Raw genomic sequence first — 18,707 nt, forward strand, 5'->3', positions numbered from 1 at the left:
GCGCAATTGGCTGCGAAATGTCTCGCAAGGCTTGCCGTGAGCCTCCTACAACTTATCTGCCGCCTGGCGCAGCAAGGTGTCGGTCGAATCCCAGCCCAGGCAGCCATCGGTGATCGACACGCCGTATTTCAATGTGCCCTTGCCCAGCGCCTGGCAGCCGTCGAACAGGTGCCCCTCGAGCATCACGCCGACGATCGAGGTGTCACCGGCCAGGCGTTGGCTCAGCACATCCTCGAATACCGCGGGTTGGCGCGCCGGGTCCTTGCCGCTGTTGGCGTGGCTGCAATCGACCATGATCCGCGCCGCAAGCCCGGCCTTGGCCAGCCCCTGGCGGGCCAGGGCGATGCTGTCGGCATCGTAGTTCGGGCCCTTGTGGCCGCCGCGCAGCACCAGGTGGGTATCCGGGTTGCCGAAGGTCTCGATGATCGCCGGGTAGCCTTGCGCATCCATGCCGAAGTGGCGGTGCGGTGCTGCGGCGCTGCGCATGGCATCGGTGGCGATGGCGACGCCGCCGTCGGTGCCGTTCTTGAAGCCGACGGGCAGCTCCAGGCCGCTGACCATCTCGCGGTGAATCTGCGATTCGGTGGTGCGTGCACCGATGGCCGCCCAGCTCAGCAGGTCATCGAAGTAGCCCGCAGCCATCGGCTGGAGCAGTTCGGTGGCGATCGGCAGGCCGCGCTCGAGCATGCCCAGCATCAAGCCCCGGGACAGGGCGATACCGGCGTGCATGTCGTCGCTGCCGTCCAGGTGCGGGTCGTACGCCAGGCCTTTCCAGCCTACGGTGGTGCGCGGCTTTTCCACGTAGGCACGCATCACCAGCAGCAGCTTGTCATCGACTTCACGGCTCAGGGCCGCCAGGCGGTCGGCGTATTCAAGGGCCGAGCGTGGGTCGTGGATCGAGCATGGGCCGACGATCACCAGCAGGCGTGGGTCGCGGCCTTCGAGAATGGCGCGCACGGCCTGGCGATGGGCGTGGACTTGCTGGGCGAGTTCACTGGAAAGCGGCATCTGCTGCTTGAGCAGGTGAGGGCTGGGCAGGCGCTGGCTGACGGAGGTGTTGGCAGCGGCAGGTTGGGTCAGGGGCAGAGCGAGATTCGAAGCTTGCATGGCGTTGTTTCCCTGGGCGGACGGCGGGTGCTTCCCGCGCTGTCGGCCCTATCGAGGTGTTCGACAGGTATTCGGATGATTGCTGTGTGCAGCGTCGCCACCAGTGATGGACCGTACGGAGGCGGCAGGCTGGCCCGAACGGGATTGGCTAAATCGCCAGGCGTAGGTGTCTGCGTAGGGGTAGCTGGTGTAGTTCATGAATCTGTCCTCGGAACGAATGGATGTTTTTCAGGGCCTGGAAACGCAAAACCCCCGGTCGGGGAGCCGACCGGGGGTTTGAGTATTCTCATGTTCGGCGGCCCCTCGAAGGTGGGCGCCGTGTGGGTATCGGCGCCTAGTGGCTAAACCAATACCCAAAATAGGAGCAGGCGACGTTACGACCGGCAACGGCCAGCACAGGGCGCGCGGTGCGACCGGTGGTGTTGGCGTGATTGCAGGTGTGTTTCGACATGTTGCTCTCCACTGAATGGGGTCGAGCTTACTGCACCAGGTACAGGTATTCAATAAAGAAATTCAATCAGCTCGATATCCGCCGGTGTGCAGAGAGAGGCAAGCGTGCTCTGCAGACGACTGGGTAGATAGCCAGAAACGCCTGCGCCACCTGATAAATATGCCAGTTGTGGCGCTTAGGACCTTCAAACTAGTCTTGAAATGCCATTCCGGCCGATCGCTAGAAAGGGAATTTACAATGAACTCATTTTCGCAAGGCACAGGGCTTGATCTGAAAAATGCAGTGATTGACGACTCTGACGGAACAGAACTCACCAAGGCGAATATGGCCGCTTTCGAAAAGCACATGGCCAGCACGTCCGCAAAGCCACCAACCGGGTTATCGTGGCCGTATGTCAACGGCGCCGTCGAGCATTTACCCAATGCGAACTTCGGTATCAGTGATGAACTGATCGATGAGGATCCCAAAGGCGTTATCGTGACAATCAAAGCCTGGGCAGGTATCCAAGAGCGGGATACGCTGCTGCTCTACTGGGACGACTTTTTGGTCGCGAGCCTGCGCATCGATCATGAAAGGCTCAAGAAAACCGAGTTTTCCTTGATTGTTGCTGATGATTACATACCGAGAGGTTTAAAGGTCCTGCGCTATGAGGTGCTATCGAAGGACTGCCGGACACGATCGTTGACGGTGACCACCCTGGTCCGTTTCGGACAGCCGGGCGTCGAAGGTGAAAAAGGCAAGGGGCAGGAACTGGCGGCACCTATCGTCAGCCTGCCTGCATCTGGCGAGATCGGCATGGCGGATGCCGAAGGCAAGATCAAAGTCACTATTCCGCGATACCTGAGTGCCCATGCAGGCGACCGAATCCATCTCTTCTGGGGGCATGATCATTCTGTCGAGCATTTCGTTTCTGCGGACGAAGCCCGTGGCAAGGCCATCGTCATCGAAGTGGATGCAAGTGTCATCAAGCAGGCAGGCGATAGCGACGCCTTGCCGGTTTATTACTATGTATGCGATGAGGTTGGCAATGAGTCGGAATGGTCTGTCAACGCGTGGGCCAAGGTCAATCTGACAGGCTTGGAACTGGCCGCTCCGGTTGTGCTTGATAGCGATGGCGCCGTGATTGAAACGGGGGTGATTGATCCTTTCATATTCGGGAAGGATGCAACGCACCTGGAAGTCAGAGTGTCGGGGGCGTTCCAGAGTGGTGACAGTATCACCCTGCACTGGAATGGCACCACCGAAGCCGGGCAGGCTATTCCGGCGACCTATGGGCCAGAAGTCATCACCCGCGCAACGAAAGAGCACATGTTCAAGGTGCCTTTCGAGGTCTTGGTTGCACTGGCTGGAGGTGGCGCTGACTTGAGCTATACCCTGACCCGGAACGGCTTACGGGCAGTTTCCAAGGTGGCCTTCTTCGATATAGCAGGTGAGGGCGCCGGGCTAGTGGCTCCACTGTTGGATCCGGCGGACGGCTTCTGGGTCGATGCAAACCACCGAGTGGTTCACGTATTGATCCCGGTACAGGCAATGCTTGAAGAAAGAGACCAGGTCACCGTGAATTGGATGGGCACCCCGTGTTCCGGCGATGAGCATCTCAACTTGAACAGCAGGATGTTCCGCGTTTCCTCGCAACGGGTAGGCAAACAAATCCCGATTCGGCTCTCCGGCCCGGATTTTCTCAAGCCACTCGATGGTGGGTGGGTTGATATCTCATACACGGTCGTACGAGGGGGGAAAACGTTCCATTCGGAGGTTGTCAGATACTACATCGGTGACCCTGCCGTGACGCTGCCGGCCCCCTTCCCCGGGCGTGAACTACCCGATGGTATCCTCGATCCGAAATTGCCCGAGTACGCATTCGGTATGCAGATTGATATTCCGCAAGAAGGGGTGGACCCAACGCCATGCACAGTGGCGGTTGTTTGGGAAACCAGCGAGGGCGGATACTACGAGGATGAAGAAGACGTGGAGTCTGGTGGTGAAGTCTCGCCCTTCCTGATTCCCGAACACCTACTGGCGATAGAGAGCGACGAACCCGTTACGGTATGGGTTACTTATTATGTTGATCGGGCGTCAAAGCCGACCCACGCCTCCGAAACGCTCACCTTTAGGATCGCCACAGAGCAGATGTTGGCTAAGACGTTTGCCCTGCTTAACGTGCCTGCCGCCCAGAATGGCAAGCTTGACCTTGGGCAGATTGGACTAAGTGGATTAGTAGTCGAAGTTCCCCAGTATGCAGGTATGGCTGTGGGCGACCGAATTCGTATCAAATTTAGCGGGGCAAGCGTCACAGTGCATACGGTGGAGGTAATTGGCAAACAAAGTGTCAATATTCCGATGAGCGCTTGGCGGGGAGTGAGTAATTCGAAAAGCGTGGTGATGACGTATGAAGTCGAGCGAAATCCATCTGGAAGCAGATTGGAATCACGTTCGGTGACAGTGGATTTGCTTGGGGTATTGGTATCTGCAACCTTCGAGGATTTTGAATCCTGCAAGCCTCAGAACATTCTGGAAGATTTTGTATTGCCTGCCTTGACCGTCCAGCGATTTCATGGGGTTGTGTCTCTGATGAGTGGCGTGACTAGTGCCAGTTACTTGCCGATTAAAAATAATTGCTTGGTTTTGAGCGCGGGTACGGTAAAGATTTTACTTCGTAGTGGGGCGTCAGCAGTAAGTTTTGATACTAGCGGGAGTCATGGTATGGTTCATGAGGTTTGTTTTTATAGTGCCGAAAATAAGTTGATCAAAAATGTGAAGGTGACTGTGGGATCTACTTCCTACGCTACTAAGGTCACCTGCGCTTCGCTGGATGTGCCTATTAAATATTTCACCATGAAGAGGCCAGACACGTGTGGTACGGTCTTAATTGATAACGTTGACTATGAATTAGCGTGATCATGCTGTTGGTCGATTCAGTATAACCAAGCCGAATGCTGCCATAGGTTGCCTGCGGCAGCATTCGTAACCCTCAAAGCATATAATGCCTCAACTCGCGCGCAATCAGCATCCGCTGAATCTCGCTTGAGCCCTCGTAGATCTGGGTAATGCGCGCATCGCGGTAGTACTTCTCCACCGGATAGTCCTCAAGATAGCCATAGCCGCCATGCACCTGGATGGCCATGGAGCACACCCGCTCGGCCATTTCCGAGGCGAACAGCTTGGCCTGCGAGGCTTCCGACAGGCACGGCTTGCCGGCCGTGCGCAGGCGTGCGGCGTGGAGGATCAGCAGGCGTGCGGCATTGACCTGCACCTGCATGTCGGCCAGCAGGTTGGCGATGCTCTGGTGCTCGTTGATCGGTTTGCCGAACTGGATGCGCTCGCGCGAATAGGTCAGCGCTGCTTCGAAGGCTGCGCGGGCGATGCCCAGTGCCTGGGCGGCGATGCCGATGCGCCCGCCTTCGAGGTTGGACAGGGCGATGGCCAGGCCCTTGCCGCGCTCGCCCAGCAGATTGGCGGCGGGGATGCGGCAGTCGTCGAGGGTGACCGCACAGGTGTCCGAGGCGCGGATGCCCATCTTGTGTTCGCTGCGATCGACCTTGAACCCTGGGTTGTCGGTCTCTACCAGAAACGCCGACAGGCCCTTCTTGCCCAGCTCCGGGTCGGTGACGGCAAAGACGATGGCCAGCCCTGCGCGGCGGGCGTTGCTGACGAACTGTTTGGCGCCGTTGATCACCCAGTGGCCATCGACCAGCTCGGCGCGGGTACGCAGGTTGTGGGCTTCGGAGCCAGCCTGGGGCTCGGTCAGGCAGAAGCAGCCAATCACTTCGCCACTGGCCAGGCGCGGCAGCCATTGCTGCTGTTGCTCAGCGCTGCCGTAGGCCAGCAGCGGGCCGCAGCCGACCGAGTTGTGGATGCTCATCATCGCACCGGTCGCGCCGTCGCCAGCCGAGATCTCTTCTACCGCCAGGGCATAGGCGACGTAGTCGGTGTAGCTGCCACCGAAGGTGTCGGGCACGACCATGCCCAGCAGGCCCAGCTCACCCATGGCGCGGACGACGTCATCGTCGATCCAGCCAGCCCTCTCCCAGGCCTGGGCATGCGGCGCGATCTCGCCACGGGCAAAGTCCCGGGCCATGTCGCGGATCATGATCTGTTCTTCGCTCAGTTCCAGGTCTTGCATGCTGTGTACTCCCGGGCTCACAGGCCTTCGAAGAATTGATCGACCCGCTGGCGCGACAGCGCGGCGAGGGTGGGCGGGTTCCAGCGAGGTTGCTTGTCCTTGTCGACGATCAGCGCACGCACGCCCTCGATGATGTCGCCATGGGCGAACCACTGGCGGTCCAGGTGCAGTTCCATGGCGAAGCAGTCTTCCAGGCTCAAGTGGCGGCCGCGGCGCAACATTTCCAGGGTAACCGCCATCGCCAGCGGCGAGCGGGTTTCCAGCTGATCGGCGGTGGCCAGTGCCCAGGGGCGGCTGTCGCCGATGCTCACGGCGCGTAGTTGCTCGATGATGCTGGCCAGGTCGGGCTGGGCGAAGAAGTGATCGATGGCCGGGCGCAGCTTGGCCAGCGGCGCGTCGTCCAGCGTCTGGGAGCCAAGTTTGGCGAGCAGACCTTGCAGATCCTTGAGTGGCTGGTCGCCGAAGTTCAGATGATCCAGGCCTTCGTCCAACGCGGTCAGTTTTGCGCTGTCCACGTACCAGTCCGCCAGCCCACAGTACAGGGCATCGGCGGCCTGGATCTGCGCGCCGCTGACACCCAGGTAGATGCCCAGCTCGCCGGGGATGCGCGACAGGAAGTAGCTACCACCCACATCGGGGAAGTAGCCGATACCGACCTCGGGCATCCCCAGGCGGCTGCGTTCGGTGACGATGCGCAGGTCCGCGCCCTGGGCCAGGCCCATGCCGCCGCCGAGGGTGAAGCCGTCCATCAACACGAGGATCGGTTTGCGGTAATGATGGATGCACAGGTCGAGGGCGTATTCCTCGACGAAAAAGCGCTCATGCAGGTTGCTGCCGGCCTTGAAGCTGTCATGCAGCGAACGGATGTCGCCCCCTGCGCAGAAGCCCTTGGGGCCTTCGCCGCGCAGGACCACGGCCTTGACTTGCGGGTCTTGCGCCCAGGCGTCGAGGTGGCGCTGCAGGCTGCGCACCATGTCGAGGGTCAACGCGTTGAGGCCGGCGGGCCGGTTGAGGGTCAGGTGGCCGATGTGGTTGCGGGTGTCGGCCAGAACATGATCCGTGGCCGTTGGTTGAGCGTGCGCGGTCATCGCGGTCTCCCTGCTTTGTTATTGATTTTCCACGTTAAGTCTGGAAATACGCTGGAGGATCAACGGATCCTGCCATGCGTATTTGCCTGACACAATTGGTAAATCTGCAGGGGTGGGGTGCATTTTTGTGGCAGATGATCAGGCATCTGCGGTGTGGGTGCTGGCCTCTTCGCGGGCAAGCCCGCTCCTACTGAGGATCACACTAGACCCTGTGGGAGCGGGCTTGCCCGCGAAAAGAGCGGCGCGCACTCGCCTCAGTTGCGATCCAGCCACACCGTCTGCACGTTGCAGAACTCGCGCACACCAAAGTGCGACAGCTCACGCCCGAAACCGCTCTTCTTCACGCCACCGAACGCTACGCGGGGGTCAGAGGCGCAATAGCCGTTGATGAACACACCGCCGGTGTCCAGTGCCGAGGTCATGCGCTCGGCCCGTGCCAGGTCAGCGGTGTAGATCGTCGCCGCCAGGCCGAATTCGCTGTCGTTGGCCAGTTCTACCGCGTGCTCGGCGTCACGGGCGCTGATGATCGCCGCCACCGGACCGAACAGCTCCTGCTTGAAGGCGGTCATGTCGGGGGTGACGTTGGCGAACACGGTCGGCTCGTAGAAGTTGGCGCTGCCTTCGACCTTCTTGCCGCCCAGCAGCAGCGTGGCGCCTTCGGCGAGAGTCGCCTGGACCTGGCCATCGAGTTCGTCGCGCAGGTCGAAGCGGGCCATCGGGCCGAGGTAGGTGTCATCCTGCAGTGGGTTGCCGATTTTCAGGGCGCGGGTCGCTTCCACGAACTTCTGCGTGAAGGCCTCGACGATGCTGTCTTCCACGATGAAACGCTTGGCCGCGGCGCAGACCTGGCCGGTGTTCTGGTAGCGGCCGATCACTGCAGCTTTGACGGCGGCATCGAGGTCGGCATCGGCCAGCACGATGAACGGATCGGAACCGCCCAGTTCGAGCACGCACTTCTTCAGCGCAGCGCCCGCTTGAGCGCCGATGGCCATGCCTGCACGTACGCTGCCGGTGAGGGTAATGGCGGCGATGCGCGGGTCATTGATCGCGCGGGTGACGCCATCCGGGGTGACATTGACCACCTCGAACACGCCTTGCGGCAAGCCAGCCTGCTTGAACAGGTCGGCCAGCAGGTAGGCGCTGCCCATCACGTTCGGTGCGTGCTTGAGTACGTAGGTGTTGCCAGCCAGCAGGGCGGGGACGGCACCACGCAGCACTTGCCAGATCGGGAAGTTCCACGGCATCACCGCGAGGATCGGGCCGAGCGGGCGGTATTCGATGCGCGCTTTCTCGATCTGGGTGGCCTCGGGGGCGAGCATGGCCGGGCCGTGTTCGGCGTACCACTGGCACAGGCCGATGCACTTGGTCACTTCGCCGCGAGCCTGGGTGATCGGCTTGCCGATCTCGCGGGTGATCATCACCGCGAAGGCTTCATGGTTGGCCTGCAGGGTATTGGCCAGGGCGATCAGGTATTCGCTGCGCTGACCCAGCGACACATGGCGCCACTGGGCGTAGCCGACCTTGGCGCGTTGCAGGGCAGCGTCCAGTGCGGCATCGGTGTCGTAGGGGTAGGCGCCAATCTGTTCGCCGCTGTACGGGTCGACGGAAATGGCATGGGTCAGGCTGCTGATCTCGCTCATGGCGGGTCCTCTTGTTGTCTTGGCGGTGTCGTATTCGACTGAAGGCCAGACTAGAGGCGTGCAGCTTTAATGAAAACTGAATAATAATGAGCGAAACATTCACGAATGGAGAATGGCTGTGGACCTGGTGCAACTGGAAATGTTCAAGGCGGTGGCCGAGCACGGCAGCATCAGCGCTGCCGCCCAACACATCCATCGGGTGCCGTCGAACCTGACCACCCGTATCAAGCAGCTCGAAGAAGACCTGGGGGTGGAGCTGTTCATCCGCGAAAAGAGCCGCCTGCGCCTGTCTCCTGCGGGCTGGAACTTCCTTGGATACACCCGGCGCATCCTTGAGCTGGTGCAGGAGGCACGCTCGACCGTGGCCGGCGAAGACCCGCAAGGCACCTTTGCCCTCGGCTCGCTGGAGAGTACTGCGGCGGTACGCATCCCGGCAGTGCTGGCAGCCTATAACCAGCGTTATCCGAAGGTCGACCTGGATCTTTCCACCGGCCCTTCGGGGACCATGCTCGAAGGGGTGCTGTCGGGGCGGCTGGTGGCAGCCTTCGTCGATGGCCCGGTGCTGCACCCGACACTGGAAGGCATGCCGGTGTTCGAGGAGGAGATGATGGTCATCGCCCCCTTGAACCACGCTCCGGTCAGCCGCGCCCAGGACGTCAACGGCGAAAGCATCTATGCCTTTCGCGCCAACTGCTCGTACCGGCATCACTTCGAGAGCTGGTTCGTCAAGGACAAGGCCGTCCCGGGCAAGATCCACGAGATGGAGTCGTACCACGGCATGCTCGCCTGTGTCAGCGCCGGTGCAGGCCTGGCCCTGATGCCGCGCAGCATGCTCGACAGCATGCCCGGCGCCAGTACCGTCAGCGCCTGGCCGTTGTCCGAGGATTTTCGTTACCTCAAGACCTGGCTGGTGTGGCGTCGCGGGACGGTGTCACGCAGCCTGAGCATGTTCATCCGTCTGCTGGAGGAGCAGGCCGGCTGAAGGGTTCAAGGCGAAAAAACCGATACCTTGCTAACTTTTTTCCTGTTCGATAGTGGCAAATGACTTTCATCTTTTATCGCGGCTGACGATAATCAGAAAAGTATTACTACTTGTGACCCCAGGTGGGATGGCCTGGGGCGCAAGCGAAGAACGAGAGGCCAAGCCTCCACTTGCTGCAGGCACGACCCACCAGGGCACCTGCCCGTGAAGACCTTCTGGAGTAGTCATTGATGAAAACCCGTCTTGCCACCTCGCTGGCCGCCGCCGTGCTGGCCCTTGCCGGTACCAACCTGGCCCAGGCCGCGCAAATCTCTGGCGCCGTGGGCGCCACCAGTCAGGGCGACATGACCTATCGCATCGGCCTGTCGTTCGACTGGGACAAGAAGTGGCTGCAGAGCAGCACCGGTCACCTGACCGGTTACTGGGATGGCGCCTACACCTACTGGGAGGGCGGTGACTACAGCGGCGCCCACTCCCTGTCGTTCAGCCCGGTGTTTGTCTATGAGTTCGGCGATTCGGGCTACGTCCCGTTCATCGAGGCCGGTATCGGCCTGGCCGCCTTCTCCAAGACCGACGTCGGTGATCAGAAGCTGGGCTCGTCGGTCAACTTCGAAGACCGCATCGGTTTCGGCCTGAAGCTGCCGGGTCAACAGAAGATCGGCATCCGCGCCACGCATTATTCCAACGCCGGCATCAAGCAGCCGAACGACGGCATCGAGTCGTACGCGCTGTTCTACAGCGCCGGCTTCTAAGCGCTGCCTGTGCACCGTCGGTATCGGGCCGACGGTGCATCACTGGCGGGCGATCAGCACCTGCCGTGCCACCCGATGTTCGAGCAGTTGCTCATCCACCCTTCGATCCACGTCCGTGCGTGTCAGGCCTTGCGCCTCAGCAAGAGGATGAAGAACAGGCCGCCGATGGCCGCCGTAGCGATGCCGATTGGCAGATCCTGCGGGGCGATCAGGGTGCGTGCGCCGACATCGACCCAGATCATGAACAGCGCCCCGAGCAAGGCGCAGGCCGGCAGCAGGCGGCGATGCTCGGCGCCCACCAGGCGACGAGCCACGTGGGGCAGCATCAGGCCGACGAAACCGATGGCGCCCGACAGCGACACCAGCACACCGGTCAGCAACGCCGTACCGACGAACACCTTGGCCCGCACGCGCCGGGTGTCGAAGCCCAGGCTCACAGCGGTCTGCTCGCCACTCATCAGCGCGTTCAGCGCCCGCGCCAGGCTCATCAACAGTACGAAGCCCGCCAGCACGCAAACGGCCGGCAGCCACAACAGCGACCACTGCGCCAGGCCCAGCCCGCCGAGCATCCAGAACATCACCGAGGCGGCGGCATGCGGGTCGCCGGTGTAGAGCAGCAGGTTGGCGGCGGCCATCACCACGAACGACACCGCCACCCCGGCCAGCAGCAGGCGATCGCTCTCCAGGCGCCCACCGCGGCTGGCCACGCCGAGCACCAGCAACATACTGCCCAACGCGCCGATGAACGCTGCCAAGGGCAGGCTGAAGGCCCCGGCGAACGGGCCGAGAAACAGCACCACCAGCACTGCGCCGAACACCGCCCCGGAGCTGACACCCAGCAGGTGCGGATCGGCCAGGGGATTGCGGGTCACCGCCTGCAGGGCGCCGCCGACCATTGCCAACCCTGCGCCGACCAGCGTCCCCAGCAACACGCGCGGTGCGCGGATCTGCCAGACGATCTGCGCCTGGCCGCGGCTCCAGTCGCCGTTTTCCCCCAGCCCCACCTGCTGCAGGACAATGCCGACCACTTTGCCCAATGCGACCTGCGCCGAGCCGAACCCCAGCGACAGCAGGCACGACAGCAGCAAGGCCAGCAGCAGCGAAACGATCAGCAGGCGATAGCCCGCAGGGCTGCGAATCGGCATCAGCGGCGGGCCTCGGCGAAGCGCTGCGGATGCAGGGCCGTGGCCAGGGTCTCGATGGCCTGGGCGTTCTCCACCGACGGTGTCACCTCCAGGTACGACAGCACCACGAAGCGCTGCTTGCGGATCGCCTCGACACTGCCCAGCGCCGGGTGGTGCAGGAGGAAGTCGCGTTTGTGCTGCCAACTGGTGGGCCCGTAGTCGACGATCACGATCACCTGCGGATCGCGTTCCACCACGCTCTCCCAGTTCACCTGGGTCCAGCTGGCGGCCACATCGCTCAAGACGTTATCGCCTCCTGCCGTGCTGATCAGCGCCTGCGGCATCCCCAGGCGCCCGGAAGTGGTGGGGCGGTCTTCACCGCTGTCATAGAGGAATACGCGCGGCCGTTGCTTGACCTCGGCCATCTGCGCCGCAACACGCTCGACGCGTTGGCGCAACTGGCCAACCAGCGCAGTGGCGCGCTCGCGCACATCGAAGATCCGGCCAAGGTTGTCCAGGTCGCGGTAGAGGTCCTCGAGGCTGGCCTGGCGCTGGGGCATGATCCAGGAGCACGACTCGCTCAGTTCATACACCGGGATATCGAAGGGCGCGAGGGTCTGTGGGGTGACCGGCCCGCCGATGCGCATGCCATAGCTCCAGCCGGCGAGGAAGAAGTCGGCGTTGGCATCGAGCAGGTTTTCCACCGACACGTAGCGCGGCGCCAGCTCTGGCAGCCCGTCAAGTGCTTCGCGCAGGTTTGGGTCGAGGGTTTTCCAGCCGCTGATGCCGCTGTAGCCGGCCATGTGGTCGCGCAGCCCGAGGGCCAGGAGCATGCCGGTGAGATTGATGTCATGGCTGACGGCATGCTGCGGCGCATGGGTGAAGGTGACGTCGCGCTCGCAACTGCGCACGGTCAGTGGATAGTTGTCGGCCTGGGCGGCCAGGGGCAGGGCGGCCAGCAGGGCCAGGCTGGTGAGCAGCGATTTCATGCAGGGCTGATCCAGGTAATGCGTGGATGGGAGGCCAGCGGGTGGCGGTCGACCAGGGCCTGTACGCCGAACACCTCGGCCAGGCATTGCTCGGTGAGCACGTGTTCTGGCGTGCCGTGGGCGACGATGCGCCCGGCATCGATCACGTACAGCCGATCGCAGAAGGCGGCGGCCAGGTTCAGATCGTGGAAGCTGGCCAGCAGGCTCAGGCCGGTGCTGCGCAGTTGCTGCAACAGGGCCAGCTGGAAGCGTGGGTCGAGGTGGTTGGTCGGCTCGTCGAGGATCAGCAGCCGAGGTTGCTGGACCAGTGCCCGCGCCAGCAGCACGCGCTGCTTTTCGCCGCCCGACAGGCAGACGAAGGCGTCGAGGGCGCGCGGCAGCAGGTCGAGCCTGGCGAGGGTGTCGTCGATCAGGCTCGGCTCGCCGTCGCCCTCGAACCAGCCCAGATGCGGGGTGCGGCCCATGGCAACGACGTCACGTACGCTCAGGCCAAAATCTTCGGGGAACTCCTGCAGCATCACCGCGATGCGCTGGGCGACCCAGCGTGGGTTGCGCTGCCAGATATCCTCGCCATCGAGGTGCACCTGACCGGCGCTGGGGCGATTGAAGCGGTAGGCGCAGCGCAGCAGGCTGGTCTTGCCACTGCCGTTGGGGCCGATCAGACCGACGAATTCACCGGCGCCGATCTGCAGGTCGATACCCTCCAGCAGCGGCTGCCCACCGCTGTGCGGCGACCAGTGCAGGCCTTGGATGTGCAGGGTAGGGCATGACATGGATGAACCAACCGTCGCAGGGTGAGTGATACCCGAACGGTGGAGGTGCGCGCAGCTGTCGCGGGCGCGCGGCCGCCGCGAGAACCGGCCTGCGCCCGCCCACCGCGGGAGTTGCCAACTGCTGTGACAGGCCGGTCTCCGGGCTTGCGAGGGGCATGAGGCATTCACCTTCCCATGCCGTTGGCACAGTGGTGTATCGAATGCATCGCTCGCTTACCGTTGCGGGGGCAGCGCCGGACTGCTCGCAGGAGCGAGGCACCGGCTTCCCGTTTAATCCCCGGCTCGGCGGCAGGGGACACCTGAAACAAGGGGCGCATCTGAGCATTTATGGGGTGGGGAGTCAACCGGCCCTGTCGCGGGGCACACCCGCGCCAGGGCCGACACGTCAGGCCGGCAATGATCAGCTGCGCTTGAGCACCAGCGTCAGGATGTCGTAACTGGCCACCAGTTCACCGAGCTGGTTGGTCACCTCCACATCCCAGGCCACCACCCCTTGCGGCTGCCCCAACGGGCTGGTCTTGCCCTGGTCGATTTTGCGCTTGCAGGTCAGGCGCGCCTGGATCGTGTCACCGATCCCCACCGGGTTGATAAAGCGCAGGGTGTCCAGCCCGTAGTTGGCCAGTACCGGCCCTTCACCCGGCGACACGAATAGTCCGGCCGCCGCTGACAGCACGAAGTAGCCATGGGCGATGCGCTTGCCGAACTGCGACTGCTTGGCGGCGATCTCGTCGAAATGCATGTAGAAGTGGTCGCCCGACAGGCAGCCGAAGTTCACCAGGTCCGCCTCGGTGACGGTACGTCGGTGGGTCAGCAGCGACTCGCCGATGCGCAGTTCATCGAAGTAGCGACGGAACGGGTGCACCTCGGTCTCGATCACTTCAGCGCCACGCACGTGCTCGCCAGTGATCGCCGCCAGCATGCTCGGCGAACCCTGGATCGCGGCACGCTGCAGGTAGTGCTTGACCGCACGCAGGCCACCAAGCTCTTCGCCGCCCCCGGCACGCCCGGGGCCGCCGTGCTTGAGCTGCGGCAATGGTGAACCGTGGCCGGTGGACTCGGGCGCAGCCTCGCGGTCGAGCACCAGCAGACGGCCGTGCCAGGCGGCCGCCGCGGGAATGGCCTTGGCGGCGATGGCGCGGTCGCGGGTCACCAGGGTCGCCACCAGGCTGCCCTTGCCTCGTGCGGCCAGGGCCAGGGCTTCGTCCAGGTCGTCGTAGGCCATCAGGGTGCTGACCGGGCCGAACGCCTCGATATCGTGGGCGCCGCCCTCGGCGTGCGGGTCGCGTGCGTGCAGCAGGGTCGGGGCGAAGAACGCACCTTCGGCCACGCCTTCGCCCACCGGCGAAAAACCGTCGCTGGCGCCGAACAGTTGGTCGCAGCTTTGCAGCAGGCTGCGCACGCGCTCGCCGACATCACGCTGCTGGTCGTGGGAGGCCAGCGCGCCCATGCGTACGCCTTCGACCGCCGGATCACCCACCACCACCTTGGCCAGGCGTTCGCGCAGGCGGGTGGCGACGGCATCCAGGTGCCTGGCCGGCACGATGGCGCGGCGAATGGCCGTGCACTTCTGGCCTGCCTTGGTGGTCATCTCGCGCACCACCTCTTTGATGTACAGGTCGAACTCCTCGTCGTCCGGGGTTACATCCGGCCCGAGGATGGCGCAGTTCAGCGAGTCGGCTTCAGCCGTGAAGGGCACCGAGTTGCGCACCAGGTTCGGCGTCATGCGCAGCTTGGCGGCGGTGTCGGCGGAGCCGGTGAAGGTCACCAGGTCCTGGCCCTGCAGGCGTTCGAGCAAGTCGCCGGTGCTGCCGATCACCAGTTGCAGGCTGCCGGGTGGCAGCAGGCCGGATTCGTCGATCAGGCGCACCACGGCTTCGGTCAGGTAACTGGTAGACGTCGCGGGCTTGACGATGCACGGCATGCCGGCGAGGAAGGTCGGCGCGAACTTCTCCAGCATGCCCCAGATCGGGAAGTTGAAGGCGTTGATGTGCACCGCCACGCCTGCCCGTGGCACCAGGATATGGCTGCCGGCGAAACGCCCTTGCTTGCCCAGCGGGATGGCCGGGCCTTCGTGCAGCAGGTTGCCCGAGGGCAACTCGCGGGTGCCGATGCCGGAGTAGGAAAACAGCGTGGCATTGCCGCCTTCGATGTCGATCCAGCTGTCGGCCCGGGTCGCGCCGCTGTGGTGGGAGAGGGCGTAGAGCTGTTCCTTGCGCTCGGCCAGGTACAACGCCAGGGCCTTCAGGCGTGCGGCGCGCTGTTGAAAATCCAGGGCCATGAGCCCGGCGAGGCCCTGGCGGCGGCCGAAATCCAGCGCTTCGGCGAAGTCCGGGCGTTCCTCATGGCTATAGGCCAGGACCTGCCCATCGAGGGCGCTGCGCAGGGCCTGGGCGCCGTGCTGGCCGATCCAGCGGCCGGCGATGAAACTCTGCAGGGTGTGGGCGTCAGACATGCTGTTCTCCTTTGAAGGGCGCGGTTACCACAGCGCCAGGGTGTAGCCGATGATCAGGCGGTTTTCGTCCACGGCGTTGGTCAGGCCATTGCCGGAACGGAAGGTGACGTTGCGCCAGCGCAGGCTGACGTCCTTGAACGGGCCGCTCTGGATGACGTAGGTGATGTCGGTGTCGCGCTCGCGTTCGCGGCCATTGCTGAGGGTCGCGGTTTCGGCGTGGCGACCGTCGGTATAGCGGGTCATGAAGCTCAGGCCCGGAATGCCCATCGCGACGAAGTCGTAGTCGTAGCGCACCTGCCAGGAGTCGAGACCTGCGCGGGTGAAAGTGTTGTAGGTGACCAGGTTGACGGTGTAGGGGTCGCCGCCGTTGAGAAACGGAAACGCGCTGTCGCCGGACATCTGCTGCCAGGTGGCGGTGAACTTGTGGGCCTTCACGCCCAGGGTGAACATGGCGTTGAAGTTGCGGTTGTCGATGCGCCCGGCGCGTTCGGCGCCGTCGCCGCGGCTGTCGAAGTAGCGCAGGTCGCTGCGCAGGCTCAAACCCTCGCCCAGTGGCTGGGTGTGCAGCAGGCCCAGGTACTGCTGGCGGTAGATCTCGTCGAGCTTGGCGTAGTAGTAGCTGACGCTGGTCTGCGGGGTGATCGCGTAGCTGCCGCCACCGAAGTCGAAGTGGTCGCTGCTGGCCGCGCCGTAGCCAATGTCGTCGCGCCCGGAGGAGTCGCGCAGGTTGGCCTTGGTCAGGCGTCCGGCGTTGACGGTCAGCCCCTCGAGCTCCTGGCTGGTCAGCAGGCCGCCCTGGAAGGTCGATGACAGCAGGCGGGTGTCGTTGTACACCACCACGGGCAGAATCGGCTGCAGGGTGCCCAGGCGCAGGGTGCTCTTCGATACCCGTAGCTTGCCGGTCAGCCCCAGCTCGCTGTAATCGTCCACCGGCTCCAGGCTGTGCGGGCCGAAGGGCAGCAGGCCGGTGTTGCGCCGGTCGCGGCTGGAGTCGAGCTTGATCCCCAGTTGCCCCATGGCATCCACGCCCAGCCCTACCGGGCCCTCGCTGAAGCCCGATTCGAAGCGTGCGGTGAAACCTTGGGCCCATTCTTCGGCCTTGGCTTGCGGTGCGTTGGACTGGCGGAAATCACGGTTGATGTAGTGGTTGCGCAGTTCAACGCGGGCGTGGCTGTCAGCGATGAAATCCGCCATGGCGGGCAAGGGCAGGGCGAGGGTGGCCAGCCAGGCGGCCGACTTGAGACGAGTGTGGTTCATTGTTGTTATATCCGACATTCGAGGTTCAAGGGTTCAGTGCTTGCTGGCGCCCGCGGCGCCGATCCCGGTCATGGAGCGAATGAACTGGCCAAGGTAGCGGCCACGTTCTTCGCTGGCCCGTTGCGAGCTGTCGGTGACCGAGAAGGCCCAGGCACCGAGGAAGGCCAGGCTCATGGAGAACAGCGCCGGGTTGCTGTAGGGGAACAGCGCGCGCTCGTTGTGCAGCACGTTGACCCACACCGCCGGGCCCAGCACCACCAGCACGATGGCCGAGACCAGCCCGGCCATGCTGCCGGCTACTGCGCCACGGGTGGTCAGGCCCTTCCAGAACATCGAGAGCAGCAGCACCGGGAAGTTGACCGAGGCGGCGATCGCCAGCACCAGGCCAGAGAGGAAGGCAATGTTCTGCGATTCGAACAGCAACCCCAGCAGCACCGCGAGCAGGCCGATCAGCAGAGTGGCGATGCGCGACATGCGCATTTCTTCCTGCTCGCTGGCCTGGCCCTTGCGCACGACGCAGGCATAGAGGTCGTGGGAGATCGCCGAGGCACCGGACAGCGCCAGGCCTGCGACCACGGCCAGAATCGTGGCGAAGGCCACCGCCGAGATGAAGCCCAGGAACAGGTTGCCACCCACGGCCTGGGCCAGGTGCACGGCGACCATGTTGCCGCCGCCGATGATCGCGCCGCTGGCGTCTCGGTAGGCCGGCTCGGTCCCCACCATGACGATGGCGCCGAAACCGATGACGATCAGCAGCAGGTAGAAGTAGCCGATGAAACCTGTGGCGTAGAACACGCTCTTGCGTGCTTCCTTGGCGTCGCTGACGGTGAAGAAGCGCATGAGGATGTGTGGCAGCCCGGCGGTGCCGAACATCATGCCCAGGCCCAGCGAGATGGCGTCGATGGGGTTGGACAGCAGTGCCCCGGGGGCCATGATCGCCTGGCCCTTGGCATGCACCGCCACGGCGCTGGCGAACATTGCCTCGGTGCTGAAACCGAAATGCTTGAGCACCATGAACGCCATGAAGGTGGTGCCCGACAGCAGCATCACCGCCTTGATGATCTGCACCCAGGTGGTGGCGAGCATGCCGCCGAAAGTCACGTACAGCACCATCAGTACGCCTACCAGGGTGACGGCGTAGAGGTAGCTGATACCGAACAGCAACTCGATCAGCTTGCCGGCACCGACCATCTGCGCCACCAGGTACAACAGCGCGACGGTCAGTGTGCCGAACGCTGCGCTCAGGCGCACCGGGGCCTGGGCCAGACGATAGGAGACCACGTCGGCGAAGGTGTACTTGCCCAGGTTGCGCAGGCGCTCGGCGATCAGGAACAGGATGATCGGCCAGCCGGCGAGTACGCCCAGGGCGTAGAGCAGGCCGTCGTAGCCGTTCATGAACATCATCGCCGAGATGCCGAGGAAGGACGCGGCGCTGATCATGTCGCCCGCGATCGCCAGGCCGTTCTGCATCCCGGTCAGGCCGCCGCCTGCCGTGTAGAAATCACTGGTCGAGCGGGTGCGCGCTGCGGCCCAGCGGGTCACCAGCAGGGTGAAGCAGACGAACACCATGAACATCGAGATGGCAGTCCAGTTCATTGCGCGCACTCCTGGCGAACCTTGTCGTTGAGCGGGTCGATGACGCGGTTGGCACGGTGCATGTAGATGCCGGTCAGGGCGAACGACAACAGCACCATCAGCACCCCCACCAGCATGCCGACGCTGGTGACGCCGCCACTGAGCGACTGGCCGAGCAGGCCGGGGGCGAAGGCCACCAGCAGCACGAAGCCGTAGTAGGCGGCGAGCATGGTGAGGGTGAGGCTGCCGTTGAGGCGGCGCTTGCGGCGGATCAGTTGCTGGAAGTCGGGGTGCTTGCTGATGGAATCGATGTGCTCGGGTGTCATGGGAAGCGGTCCTCTGTCTTGTAATTGTTTTTCAGGTCACGCAGGGTGTTGCAGATGGCCTCAACGCG

At 63.5% G+C, this 18,707-nt stretch carries 13 protein-coding genes, 1 pseudogene and 1 riboswitch; of the genes and pseudogenes, 3 read left to right on the forward strand and 11 right to left on the reverse strand.

All coding sequences use genetic code 11. From position 1 onward, the window contains the following. Positions 1 to 45: 45 nt before the first annotated feature. Positions 46 to 1,107 (reverse strand): 3-deoxy-7-phosphoheptulonate synthase, encoded by a 1,062-nt coding sequence (locus HU748_RS04045; RefSeq protein WP_186664868.1) that lies wholly within the window; start codon positions 1,105 to 1,107, stop codon positions 46 to 48. 688 nt (positions 1,108 to 1,795) lie between these two features. Here HU748_RS04045 and HU748_RS04050 point away from each other — a divergent pair. Then, positions 1,796 to 4,456, forward strand: a complete 2,661-nt coding sequence (locus HU748_RS04050; RefSeq protein WP_186719308.1) for a hypothetical protein — start codon at positions 1,796 to 1,798, stop codon at positions 4,454 to 4,456. Positions 4,457 to 4,529: 73 nt separating this feature from the next. On the opposite strand, the gene HU748_RS04055 is transcribed toward HU748_RS04050, so the two are convergent. The 3 genes from HU748_RS04055 to HU748_RS04065 all read right to left on the reverse strand — a co-directional run bounded on the left by HU748_RS04055 (position 4,530) and on the right by HU748_RS04065 (position 8,409). Then, a complete protein-coding gene (locus HU748_RS04055) occupies positions 4,530 to 5,681 on the reverse strand; it encodes an acyl-CoA dehydrogenase family protein (protein WP_186719310.1) in 1,152 nt (383 codons plus the stop codon). A 17-nt stretch (positions 5,682 to 5,698) separates the two neighbouring features. Continuing rightward, positions 5,699 to 6,769: an enoyl-CoA hydratase/isomerase family protein gene (locus HU748_RS04060; RefSeq protein ID WP_186719311.1), complete on the reverse strand. Its 1,071-nt coding sequence runs from the start codon at positions 6,767 to 6,769 to the stop codon at positions 5,699 to 5,701. A 254-nt stretch (positions 6,770 to 7,023) separates the two neighbouring features. Then, positions 7,024 to 8,409, reverse strand: coding sequence for an aldehyde dehydrogenase family protein (locus tag HU748_RS04065; protein ID WP_186719312.1), 1,386 nt, complete (start codon positions 8,407 to 8,409; stop codon positions 7,024 to 7,026). A gap of 118 nt (positions 8,410 to 8,527) precedes the next feature. On the opposite strand from HU748_RS04065, the gene HU748_RS04070 reads away from it, so the two are divergent. After that, a complete protein-coding gene (locus tag HU748_RS04070) occupies positions 8,528 to 9,391 on the forward strand; it encodes a LysR family transcriptional regulator (protein WP_288377558.1) in 864 nt (287 codons plus the stop codon). 230 nt (positions 9,392 to 9,621) lie between these two features. Continuing rightward, positions 9,622 to 10,143 (forward strand): acyloxyacyl hydrolase, encoded by a 522-nt coding sequence (locus HU748_RS04075; RefSeq protein WP_186719314.1) that lies wholly within the window; start codon positions 9,622 to 9,624, stop codon positions 10,141 to 10,143. 122 nt (positions 10,144 to 10,265) lie between these two features. On the opposite strand, the gene HU748_RS04080 is transcribed toward HU748_RS04075, so the two are convergent. From HU748_RS04080 to HU748_RS04110, 7 genes and pseudogenes are all read right to left on the reverse strand, one after another. Continuing rightward, positions 10,266 to 11,288 carry an iron ABC transporter permease gene (locus HU748_RS04080; RefSeq protein WP_186719315.1) on the reverse strand — a complete coding sequence of 341 codons (1,023 nt, stop codon included), beginning with the start codon at positions 11,286 to 11,288 and terminating at the stop codon, positions 10,266 to 10,268. Continuing rightward, positions 11,288 to 12,256, reverse strand: a complete 969-nt coding sequence (locus HU748_RS04085) for an ABC transporter substrate-binding protein (RefSeq protein ID WP_186719316.1) — start codon at positions 12,254 to 12,256, stop codon at positions 11,288 to 11,290. The genes HU748_RS04080 and HU748_RS04085 overlap by 1 nt, the downstream gene beginning before the upstream one ends. Continuing rightward, the gene (locus tag HU748_RS04090; protein WP_186719318.1) at positions 12,253 to 13,029 is read right to left on the reverse strand and encodes an ABC transporter ATP-binding protein; all 777 of its coding nucleotides are present in this window, start codon (positions 13,027 to 13,029) and stop codon (positions 12,253 to 12,255) included. The genes HU748_RS04085 and HU748_RS04090 overlap by 4 nt, the downstream gene beginning before the upstream one ends. Positions 13,030 to 13,140: 111 nt before the next feature. After that, a riboswitch (cobalamin riboswitch) is annotated at positions 13,141 to 13,347 on the reverse strand. Between the two features lie 82 nt (positions 13,348 to 13,429). Next, a complete protein-coding gene (gene paaZ, locus HU748_RS04095; RefSeq protein ID WP_186719320.1) occupies positions 13,430 to 15,481 on the reverse strand; it encodes a phenylacetic acid degradation bifunctional protein PaaZ in 2,052 nt (683 codons plus the stop codon). A gap of 24 nt (positions 15,482 to 15,505) precedes the next feature. Next, positions 15,506 to 16,738 carry an OprD family porin gene (locus HU748_RS04100; protein ID WP_186664843.1) on the reverse strand — a complete coding sequence of 411 codons (1,233 nt, stop codon included), beginning with the start codon at positions 16,736 to 16,738 and terminating at the stop codon, positions 15,506 to 15,508. 33 nt (positions 16,739 to 16,771) lie between these two features. Next, positions 16,772 to 18,340, reverse strand: a pseudogene (locus HU748_RS04105) (cation acetate symporter); the annotation flags it as partial. Continuing rightward, positions 18,331 to 18,639 (reverse strand): DUF485 domain-containing protein, encoded by a 309-nt coding sequence (locus HU748_RS04110; RefSeq protein WP_054890632.1) that lies wholly within the window; start codon positions 18,637 to 18,639, stop codon positions 18,331 to 18,333. The gene HU748_RS04110 and the pseudogene HU748_RS04105, both read right to left, overlap by 10 nt. Between the last annotated feature and the right edge of the window lie 68 nt (positions 18,640 to 18,707).

Origin of the sequence: Pseudomonas sp. RW3S2, assembly GCF_014268955.1 — a bacterium.
Classification (GTDB): domain Bacteria; phylum Pseudomonadota; class Gammaproteobacteria; order Pseudomonadales; family Pseudomonadaceae; genus Aquipseudomonas; species Aquipseudomonas wayambapalatensis.

What these genes read in the sequence shown, in the direction of transcription:
- HU748_RS04045 (WP_186664868.1), bottom strand. Translation starts at nt 1,107, where the DNA reads ATGCAAGCTTCGAATCTCGCTCTGCCCCTGACCCAACCTGCCGCTGCC.
- HU748_RS04050 (WP_186719308.1), top strand. Translation starts at nt 1,796, where the DNA reads ATGAACTCATTTTCGCAAGGCACAGGGCTTGATCTGAAAAATGCAGTG.
- HU748_RS04055 (WP_186719310.1), bottom strand. Translation starts at nt 5,681, where the DNA reads ATGCAAGACCTGGAACTGAGCGAAGAACAGATCATGATCCGCGACATG.
- HU748_RS04060 (WP_186719311.1), bottom strand. Translation starts at nt 6,769, where the DNA reads ATGACCGCGCACGCTCAACCAACGGCCACGGATCATGTTCTGGCCGAC.
- HU748_RS04065 (WP_186719312.1), bottom strand. Translation starts at nt 8,409, where the DNA reads ATGAGCGAGATCAGCAGCCTGACCCATGCCATTTCCGTCGACCCGTAC.
- HU748_RS04075 (WP_186719314.1), top strand. Translation starts at nt 9,622, where the DNA reads ATGAAAACCCGTCTTGCCACCTCGCTGGCCGCCGCCGTGCTGGCCCTT.
- HU748_RS04080 (WP_186719315.1), bottom strand. Translation starts at nt 11,288, where the DNA reads ATGCCGATTCGCAGCCCTGCGGGCTATCGCCTGCTGATCGTTTCGCTG.
- HU748_RS04085 (WP_186719316.1), bottom strand. Translation starts at nt 12,256, where the DNA reads ATGAAATCGCTGCTCACCAGCCTGGCCCTGCTGGCCGCCCTGCCCCTG.
- HU748_RS04090 (WP_186719318.1), bottom strand. Translation starts at nt 13,029, where the DNA reads ATGTCATGCCCTACCCTGCACATCCAAGGCCTGCACTGGTCGCCGCAC.
- paaZ (WP_186719320.1), bottom strand. Translation starts at nt 15,481, where the DNA reads ATGTCTGACGCCCACACCCTGCAGAGTTTCATCGCCGGCCGCTGGATC.
- HU748_RS04100 (WP_186664843.1), bottom strand. Translation starts at nt 16,738, where the DNA reads ATGAACCACACTCGTCTCAAGTCGGCCGCCTGGCTGGCCACCCTCGCC.
- HU748_RS04110 (WP_054890632.1), bottom strand. Translation starts at nt 18,639, where the DNA reads ATGACACCCGAGCACATCGATTCCATCAGCAAGCACCCCGACTTCCAG.